The 13618-nt window shown below is 43.3% G+C and carries 12 protein-coding genes and 6 tRNA genes; 17 read left to right on the forward strand and 1 reads right to left on the reverse strand.

What is annotated here, in order from left to right; all coding sequences use genetic code 11:
* Positions 1-397 precede the first annotated feature (397 nt).
* The 17 genes from V6984_RS05460 to V6984_RS05540 all read left to right on the forward strand — a co-directional run bounded on the left by V6984_RS05460 (position 398) and on the right by V6984_RS05540 (position 12314).
* A complete protein-coding gene (locus V6984_RS05460; RefSeq protein ID WP_342758773.1) occupies positions 398-1411 on the forward strand; it encodes a LacI family DNA-binding transcriptional regulator in 1014 nt (337 codons plus the stop codon).
* A gap of 117 nt (positions 1412-1528) precedes the next feature.
* Complete coding sequence (locus V6984_RS05465) at positions 1529-2929, forward strand: ABC transporter substrate-binding protein (protein ID WP_342758774.1); 1401 nt, start codon at positions 1529-1531, stop codon at positions 2927-2929.
* A 246-nt stretch (positions 2930-3175) separates the two neighbouring features.
* Positions 3176-4192: a sugar ABC transporter permease gene (locus V6984_RS05470; protein WP_342758775.1), complete on the forward strand. Its 1017-nt coding sequence runs from the start codon at positions 3176-3178 to the stop codon at positions 4190-4192.
* A gap of 1 nt (position 4193) precedes the next feature.
* Positions 4194-5081, forward strand: coding sequence for a carbohydrate ABC transporter permease (locus tag V6984_RS05475; RefSeq protein WP_342758776.1), 888 nt, complete (start codon positions 4194-4196; stop codon positions 5079-5081).
* A gap of 131 nt (positions 5082-5212) precedes the next feature.
* Positions 5213-5653, forward strand: coding sequence for a DUF1700 domain-containing protein (locus V6984_RS05480; protein WP_342758777.1), 441 nt, complete (start codon positions 5213-5215; stop codon positions 5651-5653).
* 388 nt (positions 5654-6041) lie between these two features.
* On the forward strand, positions 6042-6200 hold the full coding sequence (locus V6984_RS05485; RefSeq protein ID WP_342758778.1) for a hypothetical protein: 159 nt from the start codon (positions 6042-6044) through the stop codon (positions 6198-6200).
* Between the two features lie 423 nt (positions 6201-6623).
* The gene (locus V6984_RS05490; RefSeq protein ID WP_342758779.1) at positions 6624-7796 is read left to right on the forward strand and encodes a class I SAM-dependent RNA methyltransferase; all 1173 of its coding nucleotides are present in this window, start codon (positions 6624-6626) and stop codon (positions 7794-7796) included.
* Between the two features lie 7 nt (positions 7797-7803).
* On the forward strand, positions 7804-8844 hold the full coding sequence (locus V6984_RS05495) for an N-acetylmuramoyl-L-alanine amidase (protein ID WP_342758780.1): 1041 nt from the start codon (positions 7804-7806) through the stop codon (positions 8842-8844).
* Between the two features lie 11 nt (positions 8845-8855).
* On the forward strand, positions 8856-9464 hold the full coding sequence (locus V6984_RS05500) for an XTP/dITP diphosphatase (RefSeq protein ID WP_342758781.1): 609 nt from the start codon (positions 8856-8858) through the stop codon (positions 9462-9464).
* Between the two features lie 13 nt (positions 9465-9477).
* Positions 9478-9957 carry a metallophosphoesterase gene (locus V6984_RS05505; protein ID WP_342758782.1) on the forward strand — a complete coding sequence of 160 codons (480 nt, stop codon included), beginning with the start codon at positions 9478-9480 and terminating at the stop codon, positions 9955-9957.
* Positions 9958-10069: 112 nt separating this feature from the next.
* A tRNA-Pro gene (locus V6984_RS05510) sits at positions 10070-10144 on the forward strand.
* A gap of 28 nt (positions 10145-10172) precedes the next feature.
* Positions 10173-10243, forward strand: a tRNA-Gly gene (locus V6984_RS05515).
* 177 nt (positions 10244-10420) lie between these two features.
* Positions 10421-10494, forward strand: a tRNA-Arg gene (locus tag V6984_RS05520).
* Positions 10495-10544: 50 nt separating this feature from the next.
* Positions 10545-10618: transfer RNA gene (locus V6984_RS05525), tRNA-His, on the forward strand.
* A 69-nt stretch (positions 10619-10687) separates the two neighbouring features.
* Positions 10688-10759, forward strand: a tRNA-Gln gene (locus V6984_RS05530).
* Between the two features lie 9 nt (positions 10760-10768).
* Positions 10769-10841 (forward strand) — tRNA-Lys (locus V6984_RS05535).
* Positions 10842-10937: 96 nt separating this feature from the next.
* Positions 10938-12314, forward strand: coding sequence for an MATE family efflux transporter (locus tag V6984_RS05540; protein WP_342758783.1), 1377 nt, complete (start codon positions 10938-10940; stop codon positions 12312-12314).
* A 111-nt stretch (positions 12315-12425) separates the two neighbouring features.
* On the opposite strand, the gene V6984_RS05545 is transcribed toward V6984_RS05540, so the two are convergent.
* Positions 12426-13580 (reverse strand): sodium ion-translocating decarboxylase subunit beta, encoded by a 1155-nt coding sequence (locus V6984_RS05545; protein ID WP_342758784.1) that lies wholly within the window; start codon positions 13578-13580, stop codon positions 12426-12428.
* Between the last annotated feature and the right edge of the window lie 38 nt (positions 13581-13618).

Raw genomic sequence — 13618 nt, forward strand, 5'->3', positions numbered from 1 at the left:
AACCGCGTAAAATACCAGTAAAATTAAGGTTTTTTTATTTGCGTGCAAAAAATGTCTTAAAAAACATAAATTTGTCGACTGTACGAAAACGATTTAAAAAACAACTGTCTCAAACGCATTATATAGAAGAAAAAGAAATCATAATTGTGCAAAAGCTTGAAAAAATTATATTTAAAACTGTTTAAAACTCACAAAAGTATAAAAAATGAACAAAACAAATAAAAAAACTCTTGAAAAAATATAAAAAATGTTATACACTGAAAATACGAAAACGATTAAGTGATTCAAAACACTCATCTCTATAACAGATGTTTGGTTGGAGTTTTGGATAAGATAAGTTATAATATTCTATAAACGGCAATGACCGAACTTCTAATAAATGGAGGGAGTAAGTGACATGGTGTCAATGAAAGATATTTCGGTAGCATGTGGGGTATCGGTAGCGACGGTAAGCAAGGCGCTGAATAACCATAGCGATATCGGAGAAGAGACGAAAGAGCATATTAGAAAGGCCGCCAAGGAAATGGGATACTTCCCCAACTCGGCAGCAAAGGCTTTGAAGACAAACCGTACATATAATTTGGGAGTGCTTTTTGTAGATGATGATCAAAGCGGTTTGAAGCATGACTACTTCGCATACGTTTTAGACAGCTTTAAGAGGACGGCGGAGCAGAGAGGGTATGATATGACCTTCATTAACTGCTGTAAGACCAGAACGAACAAGATGTCTTATCTGGAGCATGCGATGTATCGGGGCTTTGACGGAGTGGCAATAGCTTGTATCGATTTCTATGATCCGGAGGTCGTGGAGTTAGTCAGAAGCGATATTCCGGTAGTGACCATTGACCACTTGTTCAATAATAGAATTGCAATCATTTCAGACAACGTGAAGGGAATGAAGGATTTACTTACTTTCGTATACAGTAAAGGGCATAGGCGTATTGCTTACATCCACGGTATGGACTCGGCGGTAACGCAAAGCCGGTTGTCTTCCTTTTATAAGACGGCGGAGGAGCTTGGACTGGAAGTTCCGGATGAATACATAAAAGAGGCCGCATACAGGGATACGAAGGGTTCTTTCACACAGACGCAGGAGCTTCTGGATTTACCCAATCCTCCGACCTGCATCTTATATCCTGATGATTTTGCCAGCTTCGGAGGAATCAATGCTATTACGGAGAGAGGACTTAGCATTCCTCAGGACATTTCCATAGCGGGATACGATGGAATAAGGATTGGAAGGCATTTGGAGCCGCAGCTTACAACTTTGCGTCAGGACACTGAACAGGTAGGAGCAAAGGCGGCAGAAAGTCTGGTCAACCTGATAGAGCATCCGAAGACGACGCTGATTCAGCAGGTCGTGGTGGAAGGAGAAGTTTTTGAAGGAAGATCGGTAGGAATAATAATTTAGGCATTTTTGCTGTGAGAAATATAATCGCTAAATCATGATATTTATTTCACGGCAATCATATAAATGCAAACAAACAACACACCTATTATTAAACTAACTCAAAGGGAGGAAATGTAAATGAAAAAAAGAGTACTCAGTGCTTTGCTTTCTGTAACCATGGTAGCTAGTCTACTTGCAGGCTGCGGCGGAAGCACAACAACAACTACAACGGAAGCGCCTGCTGAAGACGCGGCACCGGCAGCAGAAGAAGCTGCACCTGCAGATGACGCGGCGCCGGCAGATGATGCGGCAGCATCTACGGATAAGTTCTATATCTATTCATGGAATACGGAACTTGGGGAAAGATTGGAATATGTTTATGAAGCATATCCGGAAATCAAAGACAGAGTTGAATATGTAAACGTTGGTGACTCCGCGATATATCAGGAGAAAATTGACCAGCTGTTACAGACACCCGATGCAGCGGACTATCCGGATCTCATCGCTTTCGAAGCAGGCTACATCATGAAGTACACGAACAGCGATTACACTATTCCGGTAACGGACTGCGGTCTTACGGATGCTGATTTAGCTGAAATGTATCCTTACACAATTACTATCGCAACGGACCAGAGAGATAACTCTTTAAAGGGTGTTTCATGGCAGAGCTGCCCCGGTTCCTTTATCTACAGAACTGACCTTGCAGAATCATTGCTCGGAGTAAAGACTCCCGAAGAAATGCAGGCCAAGATCGGTACCTGGGAAGACTTCCTCGATACAGCCAGAGAAGTTAAGGAAAAATCCGGCGATGCAACGAGAATGCTTTCCTCTAACGGCGACGTAGTTAATGCATTCATGTCCAATAAGACTCAGCCTTGGGTTGACAAAGAAGGCGTTTTCCATATGGACGATGCAATGCTTCAGTATCTTGATGTTGTTAAGACATTAGAGCAGGAAGACTTAACACAGAAGACTACACAGTGGTCTGAAGAGTGGAATGCAGGACCTTCCGGTGATTCCGTATTCGGTTATTTCGGATGTACATGGTTCTTGCACTGGACAATCAAAGCTAACTGCGGCGGAGAAAAAGTTGGCGAAGGTACTTACGGACTTTGGAACATGACTCAGGGACCGGCTCCTTATTACTGGGGCGGAACATGGCTTGGCGCAACGGCAGGCTGCTCCGATACAGCTTTAGCGGGACAGATCATGAAAGCTCTTTGTACTGATACTGAAATTATGACGAAAATGTCCGAAGAAACCCTTGATTATGTAAATAACAAGGCGGCTATGAAGACGTTATCCGATGCAGGCAAAGGCGCATATGACTTCCTCGGCGGTCAGGACTTCATCGCTGTATTCTCTCCTCTTGCTGAAGACGTAGACGTATCCTGGATGAGCGCATATGACCAGAAGGTTAATGAGCTTCTCGATACACAGGTTACGGAATTCTCCTTAGGCAACAAAGATAAGGATGCGGCAGTTGCAGATTTCAAAGCGGCAGTTGCAGAAGCTTACCCGGCTGTAACAGTAGAATAAGTTGTGAAATAGATTCCTAATAAGAAGTTTGAATTCTGTACCGGCTTACTCAGCCGGTACAGATATTCTTGGGATAATTTTTTATATAATGACGCTCGCCGGCATAACGGCATAGATGTTTGACAAGGTTTTATTGCTAAACGAATAAAGAATGATAAAATCGTGTCCAATGCCTATGCAGGAATGCAAAGGCAGAAATAAAGGGCATCACAAATAAAAATAATAAGGAAAGAGGATGTGAAGATAATGGCAAAACCTGCAAAACAAAAGCGCAAGACAGTGGAATACAGCAGATACGGTTATTACTTTATTGCTCCGTTTTTTATTGTATTTGCAATATTTCAGTTATGGCCACTGATTTATACGATTGGTTTGGCTTTTTGTGAAAACTACACCGATACGATGTTCAACGTAGAAGTAGGTCCGGTGTTCAACGGAATTGAAAACTTTAAAACGGTATTCATCGGCAAAGACGGTACTCTGTTCAATACATATACGTTTCAGTCTTTATGGAATACCATTATAATGTGGCTTTTGAACTTCATTCCGCAGATACTTCTGGCGCTTATACTGGCGGTATGGTTTACGGATACGCGTGTGAAGATGAAAGCGCAAGGCGCATATAAGATTATGACCTTTATGCCTAATATCATTACGGCTGCTACGATTTCCGTATTATTCTACAGCTTGTTTAACTATCCTAACGGACCGGTCAACCAGTTCCTTCTGGAATCCGGCCTCCTATCTCAGCCATATAGATTCTTTCAGCAGAAATGGGCAACGAGAGGGATTATATCCTTTATCAATTTCTGGATGTGGTATGGAAATACGATGGTCGTTTTGACTGCCGGCGTGCTCGGTATCAGCCCTTCCCTTTTTGAAGCGGCGAGAGTGGACGGAGCATCGAGTTTCCAGATATTCAAAAAGATTACGTTACCGTTGCTTCGTCCGATTTTGTTGTTCACGCTTGTGAACTCCGCAATCGGCGGCTTGCAGATGTACGATATTCCTAAGCTTCTTACTACCAGCGGATACGGAGATCCTGATTATACGACGAGAACGATTACTATGTACATGCGAGAACTGGCCTTTACCGGTGCAAAGCAAATGGGTAAGGCATCAGCGACCTCTGTTGTACTGTTTGTTGTAACCTTGTTCTTCAGCTTGATCCTCTTCTATATTATGCGGGATAAGGATGCGATAAGGGAGCGAAAGCAAAACAAAGCAATACAGAAAGAGATAGCAAGAAAGGGGGCGAAGTAATATGGCGACAAATACTTCTCAGGCAACCACCAAAGTGAAGGATAGCGCTCATGCGAGAATCATAGGAGCTTCCATATTCAGAAATGCTGTTTGTATTTTTCTTTGCTTCTTAAGCCTGATTCCCTTCTGGATCATGTTGGTAAATGCGACAAGATCCAGTACGGATATTCAGATGGCATTTTCACTCATTCCTTCGACACATATTTTTGAGAACTTCCAGAAGCTGCTGTATCAGGCCAATCAAAATGTGCCTTTATACAGATATATGGTAAACAGTTTTATTATCGCAGGATTTAGTACTGTTCTGTCGGTATATTTCTCTACGGCAACGGCATATGGCGTAACCGTTTATAGATTTAAAGGAAGCCAGTTCGCATGGGCATTCATCATGGCGATCATGATGATTCCTACGCAGGTATCCTCTATCGGTTTCTTCCGTTTCATGTACAATCTGGGACTGAGCAACAATTACATACCGCTTATTATCCCGGCAATCGCGGCTCCTGCGACGGTATTCTTTATGAGACAGTACATGTTGAGTGCGTTGCCTCTGGAAATTATCGATGCGGCAAGAATCGACGGCTCTGCAGAATTCAAGACCTTCAATACGATTGCCGTACCTCTTATGAAGCCGGCGGTTGCGACCCAGGCGATTTTCGTATTCATAGCATCGTGGAATAACTTCTATACGCCATCCATGCTGTTGTCATCCCAGAAATTATATACTCTGCCGATGTTCGTGCAGTTGATGAGAGGGGAACGTTTCCGTTCTGATTACGGTATTATTTATGTAGGACTGGTAATTACAATTTTACCTATATTTATCGTATACTTCGCTTTGTCCAAGTATATTATCGCAGGTGTTGCATTGGGCGGTGTGAAGGAGTAACAAGTTTTATATATAGGAAAGATTTATTTTATAAAAATGTAATTTGACGAAATTAGAAATCTCCACTATCATGAAAGTGATGTGGAGATTTTTTATGTAAGATGAAATACACTTATGGAAGAAGAGGGATTATGACGAGAAACGAATTTATTGATACTTTGCAGAGAGCATTAGCCGGCAACCTGAACAGCAGCTCTGTAAATGAGAATATAAGATATTATCAGGATTATATCGATGTGCAGATCCGTTTAGGGCAGAGCGAAGAGGAGGTTATAGCGAGCCTGGGAGATCCAAGGCTTCTGGCCAAGACCATTACAGAGGCCGGTAAGCTGGAAGGGTGCAGCGGATATCAGGAATACGATGAGGTCTATGAAGAGGGCTATGAGGAGAAGGAGCGAAGCGGGTTTGGCGGAAAGTCGTATCATATGCCGGGCTGGCTGTTAGGGCTTATTGTAGCAGTTATATTGATATTTGTAATAGGAATAGTGGGCTCCGTTTTATCCGTACTTCTTCCTATTATAATACCGCTTTTATGTGTGGTGTTGCTCGTCCGTTTTTTGCGAAGCAGGTAACTGCTTTGCAAGGGGACGGGCATTTTTTTCGCCGGTTGGATATCTTTTGGCTTGCTGTAGGAAATTCGGTGCCCCAAATGGCCGTATATAAAGAAAAATAAAGAGCAGCAGAGCGTCAGAAAGGGTCTGACGCTCTGCATGAGGGGAGTATAAATAATTAATATAAGGGTCTGTAAATAGAAATGATGAAGGGTTATTTCTATTTACATATGTAATTATAACACGAATTTTGAAAAAAGCAATACCAAAATAGTACCAAAGTCCTACAAAGTTTTTGTGCAATTTGAATAAAAAAATAGTACCAAAGTCCTACAAATGAATATGAATACTTTCTTATATAACATGACATACTACTTTTGTAACAAAAACTTATCAGGAGGAATTAAACATGTCTAAAAACGATTACAACCAAAACAGCGACAGGCAGAGTCAGGAAAACAAGTCCAATACCAGCAACAAACAGAACCAGAATCAGAAGAACAGCAATAACAGTAACAACAGTAATAACAATAGTTCAAACAACAATCAGAAAAACAGCAACTATTAAAGCGGTTCTGGAATAGGAAGGGCATCGGAAGATGTCCTTTTTAATTTCATAAGAAAGACCTTGTTACGTTGCAGTAGTAAAGTTCCGGTTTCCTATGAAATAAAAGCACTCCGTGCAGGATGCGCAGCTTCGCGCGCGGAACAAAAGTTGTGCTGCCAAAGTATTTTAGCGCAAGAGTATGCGAAGCGCACTTTTGTTCTGCAATGGGATGAAGTCCATAAAATGATTTTCGGCACCCCGATCGTAATAAAAAATTGCCCTGTTTTCGGCAGGCTTGAGAGGAATAAGTGATTGACACGGAATGGAAAATGGACTTAATATAAAAAGGTATATTATTTAAGGACAATACCATCGTTTGATAAGGTCACACACGGTCGGGTAAGACCTTGTCAAATGATGGTAGGATGTAAGGTAGAGGATCAGATGAAAAGATATGAATTGATTGCGCCATGCCATTTCGGGCTTGAGGCGGTTTTAAAGAAGGAAATTATCGATTTGGGTTACGATATAAGCGGGGTAGAGGACGGAAGAGTCACTTTTTACGGCGATGAAGAGGCGGTGTGCCGCGCCAATGTTTTTTTGCGTACGGCAGAGAGAATCCTCATTAAAATAGGAAGCTTTCGGGCGGAGACATATGAAGAGCTTTTTCAGGGGACGAAGAACCTGCCTTGGGAGGAATTCGTTCCAAGAGACGGAAAGTTCTGGGTAGCGAAGGCCGGAAGCGTAAAGAGTAAGCTGTTCAGTCCCTCGGATATTCAGTCGATAATGAAGAAGGCCATGGTAGAGCGATTAAAAGAGGTATATCGCGAAAGCTGGTTTGAGGAAAACGGAGAGTCATTTCCGGTAAGGGTCTTCTTATTAAAAGATGAGGTGACGGTAGGATTGGACACTACCGGTGATTCTTTACATAAAAGAGGATATCGGAAGCTGACGGCGAAAGCGCCCATTGCAGAGAATCTGGCGGCGGCACTCATTATGCTGACGCCGTGGAGAGCGGATCGAATATTGGTAGACCCGTTCTGCGGCAGCGGTACCATTCCGATAGAGGCGGCGATGATGGCAGCAAATATGGCACCGGGTATGCGCCGGGGATTCACGGCAAAGAATTGGCACCATATAGTAGGCGCACAGATTTGGAGGGATACGCTTGAGGAAGCAGAGGAGATGGTCGATCTCCGGGTAGAAACGGATATACAGGGGTACGACGCGGATGAGGACATCGTTGCAGCCGCCAGGGAAAATGCGCGCCTTGCAGGAGTGGAAAGCTTGATCCATTTTCAGAAACGTGAAGTAAGCGAGTTAAGCCATGCGAAAAAATATGGCTTCATTATAACTAATCCCCCTTACGGAGAGCGTCTGGAGGACAAAGAGAACCTTAGGCCGCTATATGAGATGATTGGTGAGCGCTTCCGCATGCTGGACGCGTGGTCTTTGTATATGATAACTTCCTATGAGAATGCACAGCAGGATATAGGGCGGAAAGCGGATAAGAACAGAAAAATATACAACGGTATGATGAAAACGTATTATTACCAGTTCCTCGGGCCGAAACCGGCAAAAAAGCCGAGGCCGGAGGGGGAAAAACGGCAGGAGTAAAGTAACTATGCGGCAGCAATTGATGAAAAAAACAGTGATATACAGTGTGATATTTGCGGTTGCCGCAATGGCTTTCATCGTATATACTGCTTCCCACAAGGTGATTATGATTGCAGATGTGGCGCAGGACGAGGTACAGGTAAAAGCAGGTGGCGGAGGAACGGCATCTGAGGAAAAGAGTCTTCTCACCTTCGGAGCGAATGAGGAGAATGCGGATTATCTATGTATTCCTTTTCAGGAAGGGATAAAAGCTGAGACCGTAAAAATAGAAAATCGCTATATGGATCATGAGTTATGGATAAGCTTTGAAAATGACTGCAGCGATTTTTATAAGAACAATCAGATTACGGGAAATAAGGATAATATAAGTAAGGGTTATTACGAGCAGGAAGAAAAGAAAACGATATTAAAATTTTCGTTGACAGGAGTATTTGAATATCGTAGTATTTTGGAAGAAAATAATTTGTACATAGAATTTCTTCCTCCGAAGGAAATGTATGAAAAGATAGTAGTCATCGACCCCGCAGGCGGAGGAGAAGAATACGGAGCCAGAAAAGGACTGATTTCGGAGAAGGAAGTAACTTTAGAGATTGCAAAGAAGCTGAAGGAAAAGCTGGATGCCACGGATATTAAGGTATATTACACCAGAATGGAGGATGTGTATCCCGATGAGGCGAGCCGTGCGGCAATCGCTAACGATACGCAAGCGGACATGCTGGTACGTATTCAGGTGGGTGCGAACGCGGATCCTTCGCTTTTTGGCACTCGCGCGATATATAATGAAAGCTATTTCATACCGGGATTCGGAAGCATAGAGCTTGCTGATTTGCTGGAGCGGGAAGTGGTTACCTCGATTCGGGGCAAGGCGATTGGACTGGTCGCTGCGAATGAATCGGAATATGTGCTTCAGGAGGCTATGGTACCGGCAGCGGGCATAAGCGTAGGTTATATAACGAATGAAAAGGAAGAAGCTCTTCTGAAAAGCGAAACCTATCTGGAGAAAATTGCGGATGGATTATATAACGCTATTTTGAAGGCATATGAATGAGGACATATTATATGGGAAGGGAAATTGTTTTCGCTACGGGAAATGCAGGGAAGATGAAGGAAATCAGAGAGATTCTGGCCGATACGGGCTGGGAAGTGCTCTCCATGAAGGAAGTGGGAATCGATATACCCATTGAAGAGAACGGGGCGACCTTCGAAGAGAATGCGATCATAAAGGCGAAAGCGGTATCCGAGGTCTGCGGAGAAATTGTTCTTGCGGATGATTCAGGTCTGGAAATCGATTATTTGAATAAAGAACCGGGCATTTATTCAGCGAGATATATGGGAGAGAATACGTCCTATCGGATTAAGAACGCTAATTTGATAGAAAGGCTTTCGGGGGTAGGGGACGAAGAAAGAACGGCGCGCTTTATATGTGCCATAGCGGCTTTTTTTCCTGACGGAGATATAATTACTACATATGGAGAGGTCGAAGGCAGGATCGGATATGAAGAAAAAGGAGAAAACGGGTTCGGATACGATCCGATATTTTATCTGCCTGAACTTGGAAAAACTACGGCTGAGCTTAGTGACGATGAGAAAAACAACATTAGCCACAGGGGGAAAGCATTGCGTAAAATGAAGGAAGAGCTAAAGAAAAAGCTAAAGAAAAAGCTTTGAAGAGAGGACTAGTATGCGTGTACTGATAGTAAGTGATACACATCGCCAGAACAATAATTACCTGAAGGTTCTTGAAAGAGAAAGGCCCATTGATATGGTGGTTCATTGCGGAGACGCCGAGGGAAGTGAATATTTGATCTGCGAAAGTGCAGGCTGTCCGGTGGAGATCGTCACCGGAAATAATGATTTTTTCTCCGATCTCCCCCGGGAAAAGGAATTTACCATCGGCAGTTACAAAGTATGGCTGACCCATGGACACAACTATTATGTTACGATGGGAAACGAATCCCTCAAAGAAGAAGCGGTTGCACGGGGGGCTGACATAGTCATCTACGGGCATACGCATAGGCCCCTTGTCGATATCGAGGACAAGGTCATCGCAGTCAATCCGGGAAGTCTGGCTTATCCAAGGCAAGAAGGAAAGAGGCCGTCTTATGTGATGATGGAGCTGGATAATGAGGGAAAAGCACATTTCGATATTTGTTATTTATAGGGCTGAAAAGCGGATGAATTTTATGTGCAGATAAAGTTATAAAAATGTGTTGACATGATTTAAACCTTATTATATAATATATCTTGCGCTGTGACAAGGCGAGTGGGTGCGCCGGGGTGTGGCTCAGCTTGGCTAGAGCGCTTGGTTTGGGACCAAGAAGTCGCAGGTTCGAATCCTGTCACCCCGATTTTTAATCGGATGTCGCAATAGAATATGCGGGTGTAGTTCAATGGTAGAACACTAGCCTTCCAAGCTAGATACGTGGGTTCGATTCCCATCACCCGCTTTGGCGGAGCCAAGCGTGCGATGGGAATTATTCATCCTAGTCTGCGACGCATGTCACCCGCTTTGGCGGACAAAGTGTGCAACGGGAATTATTCATTCCAGTCAGCGATGCGTGTCACCCGCTTTGGCGGACAAAGTTTCTTTCAGCGGAGCCAAAGCGTTGGATAATATAATATATGTGTTCGTAGCTCAGTTGGATAGAGCAACGGCCTTCTAAGCCGTGGGTCGGGGGTTCGAATCCCTTCGAGCACATTTGAGATGGGAATTACTATCTTGTAAATAGGAATTAATATCTCGCTATGGTGGGTGTAGCACAGTTGGTTAGCGCGTCAGATTGTGGTTCTGAAGGTCGAGGGTTCGAATCCCTTTACCCACCTTTTTACTTTTAGGAGGAGCATAACGCCCTCGAGGTTGTCTTTACGGACAAGCTTGGTGTTAAAAGTGATGGGCTATCGCCAAGCGGTAAGGCACAGGACTTTGACTCCTGCAGTCGCTGGTTCGAATCCAGCTAGCCCAGTTTAAATATGGGGTATTAGCTCAGTCGGTAGAGCACTTGACTTTTAATCAAGTTGTCCGGGGTTCGAATCCCCGATGCCTCACTATAATGAAGTGACATCTTTATCTGACAAGATATAAGATGTTCTTTTTTATGTAACAGGAAGCTTTTTGACTTATTGCACTGAAAGGATGAAATTATGGAATTGCAGAAAGAAAATAAAATGGGCTATATGCCTGTAAATAAACTATTATTGTCGATGTCATTGCCTATTATGGTTTCCATGCTGGTACAGGCCCTATATAACATAGTGGACAGTGTCTTTGTGGCGATGATTAACGAGAACGCATTGACGGCGGTATCTCTGGCCTTCCCGATACAAAGCCTTATGATTGCTGTGGCGGTGGGTACCGGTGTAGGCATCAATGCGGTATTATCCAAATCGCTGGGAGAGAAGAACTTTGAAAAAGTAAATAGAACCGCGGTCAACGGAGTCTTTCTTGCGCTTGTATCTTACCTCGTTTTTCTTGTAGTGGGATTGACGGCGGTTGTACCGTTTTACCGCAGTCAGACCATGGATGCTCAGATTTTGGAATATGGGAGGGAGTATCTGACTATTGTATGTGTGGCTTCTTTAGGCATATTTATTCAGATTACCTTTGAACGTATGCTGCAATCTACCGGTAAAACCATTTTTACTTTGGCAACGCAGGGAACGGGAGCGGTCATTAACCTTATTTTAGATCCGATTCTTATATTTGGCTTGCTTGGAATGCCTAAGCTTGGAGTAGCCGGTTCGGCGGTGGCTACCGTTATAGGACAGACAATTAGCGGTATTCTGGCGGTAGTCATAAATCATAGGTTAAATAACGAGGTAAAATTAAATTTTAAAGGATTTCGACCTGATAAGGAGATTATAAAGCATATATATATTATAGGGATTCCTTCGATCGTTATGCAGGCCATGGGGTCATTAATGACCTATGGTATCAATCTCATCCTTATTTCGTTTACGGCGACGGCAACGGCTGTATTCGGCGTATATTTTAAACTTCAAAGCTTTGTTTTCATGCCAATATTCGGTTTAAATAACGGGATGGTCCCTATTATCGCTTATAATCATGGTGCAAAGAAAAGAGATCGTTTAATAAAGACGATAAAGCTCAGCATTTTTTATGCTGTAGCGCTTATGGGGGTGGGATTTTTTATATTTCAGATGTTCCCTTATACATTGCTGAGATGGTTTAATGCTTCGGAAATGATGTTTGCCATAGGAGCACCGGCACTGCGTATCATCAGCATTAGTTTCTTGGGAGCCGGTTTCTCAATTATCTGCAGCTCTGTATTTCAGGCGTTGGGTAATGGAGTGTACAGCATGACGATCTCATTGATCAGACAGCTGATCGTACTTCTTCCAGCTGCATATTTGTTGTCGAAGCTGGGAAATGTGGATTATGTATGGTGGTCGTTCCCGATTGCGGAAATAGTGGCATTGATGCTGTCTGCGTTTTTTCTCAATCGTATTTATCACAAGATAATAAAGTATATAGGAGAGGGAAAAGAAATAAATGCCTAATGACTTAAAATGAAGTGGGAAAATCTCGCCCGCTTAAAGTGAGAGTCTTAATTTATGTTAAGTATGGAGATAAAAGCTCGCCGGAGAGATTCGGAGAGCTTTTTTGTAATATCAGGAACCAAAAAGAGTAATAAAGATTCCTGCTATTAATGCTGAACCGATCGTGCTCGATACGATAGGGCCCATTGCATGCATTAAAAGATGATTATGGGGATTATATTCCTGCCCCATTTTTTGAGAAACGCGGGCAGCCATCGGCATAGCGGATACACCTGAATTTCCAATTAAAGGATTTACCTTTCCTCCGGTTATTTTGCACAGGATCTTTGCTATAATAATACCGCCGATCGTTCCAAAGGCGAAAGCGAACAGTCCCAAGCAGATAATCATGATAGTTTGAGGGTTCAGAATCCGTTCTGCGGTAGCCGTTGCACCGACAGAAAGGCCGATTAACAACGTTAATATGTTTAATAGATCGTTTTGTAACGAACGGATATACCGTTCGGTTACGCCGCTTTCTTTGATCAGATTTCCCAGCATCAGCATGGCGATTAATGAACCCGCCGCAGGAACTAAGAGCAATGTAAGAAGAGTTATGCCAATAGAAAAAAGAATTTTATGCCTGCGGGTTACTTTTTTTGATTCCGGCATAACAATAACCCGCTCTTTCGGGGTTGTAAGCGCGCGCATGATCGGAGGCTGGATGATTGGGATCAAGGCCATGTATGAATACGCGGCAATCGTTATTACGGGTAATAGATCAGGCGCAAGACGATCTGCGGTGTAAATAGAAGTTGGGCCGTCTGAACTGCCGATAATACCGATAGCGGCGGCCTCCCCCAGAGTAAATGGTTCTAATCCGGGGATAATGTACGCAAGGCCCTGCCCTATTAATAAGGCGCCTCCCATGGAGGCAAAAATACCGAACTGACCGCCCAATCCGATAAGCGCGTTGCGGGGAGAAGCGATCAACGGACCAAAGTCGGTCATAGCGCCAATGCACAAAAAAATCATCGGCGGATAAATACCTAAATCAATCCCCCGATACAAATAATAAAGTAAGCCACCCTCATCATATGCAGAAAGACCCGCCAACGGAATATTGGCGATCATCATGCCAAAAGCCAGAGGAAGAAGCAATAGCGGTTCATATTTTCTAACGATGGCAAGATATGTTAAAAAGAAAGCAAGCAATATCATTACAACCTGCGGTAAGGTCACTTGCGCGAGCCCAAAGTTAGAAAAAAAATTATCCCAGAATGTCATGTACAAATCCTCCTTGATATATAAATCCTATATTTTGG

Source organism: Kineothrix sp. IPX-CK (genome assembly GCF_039134705.1).
Classification (GTDB): Bacteria; Bacillota; Clostridia; order Lachnospirales; family Lachnospiraceae; genus Kineothrix; species Kineothrix sedimenti.

Bases quoted from the DNA above. Each gene is read 5' to 3' on its own strand.
- V6984_RS05480 (WP_342758777.1), top strand. From the start codon at position 5,213: ATGACGAGAAACGAATTTATTGATACTTTGCAGAGAGCATTAGCCGGC.
- V6984_RS05500 (WP_342758781.1), top strand. From the start codon at position 8,856: ATGGGAAGGGAAATTGTTTTCGCTACGGGAAATGCAGGGAAGATGAAG.
- V6984_RS05465 (WP_342758774.1), top strand. From the start codon at position 1,529: ATGAAAAAAAGAGTACTCAGTGCTTTGCTTTCTGTAACCATGGTAGCT.
- V6984_RS05470 (WP_342758775.1), top strand. From the start codon at position 3,176: ATGGCAAAACCTGCAAAACAAAAGCGCAAGACAGTGGAATACAGCAGA.
- V6984_RS05490 (WP_342758779.1), top strand. From the start codon at position 6,624: ATGAAAAGATATGAATTGATTGCGCCATGCCATTTCGGGCTTGAGGCG.
- V6984_RS05485 (WP_342758778.1), top strand. From the start codon at position 6,042: ATGTCTAAAAACGATTACAACCAAAACAGCGACAGGCAGAGTCAGGAA.
- V6984_RS05545 (WP_342758784.1), bottom strand. From the start codon at position 13,580: ATGACATTCTGGGATAATTTTTTTTCTAACTTTGGGCTCGCGCAAGTG.
- V6984_RS05475 (WP_342758776.1), top strand. From the start codon at position 4,194: ATGGCGACAAATACTTCTCAGGCAACCACCAAAGTGAAGGATAGCGCT.
- V6984_RS05460 (WP_342758773.1), top strand. From the start codon at position 398: ATGGTGTCAATGAAAGATATTTCGGTAGCATGTGGGGTATCGGTAGCG.
- V6984_RS05540 (WP_342758783.1), top strand. From the start codon at position 10,938: ATGGAATTGCAGAAAGAAAATAAAATGGGCTATATGCCTGTAAATAAA.
- V6984_RS05505 (WP_342758782.1), top strand. From the start codon at position 9,478: ATGCGTGTACTGATAGTAAGTGATACACATCGCCAGAACAATAATTAC.
- V6984_RS05495 (WP_342758780.1), top strand. From the start codon at position 7,804: ATGCGGCAGCAATTGATGAAAAAAACAGTGATATACAGTGTGATATTT.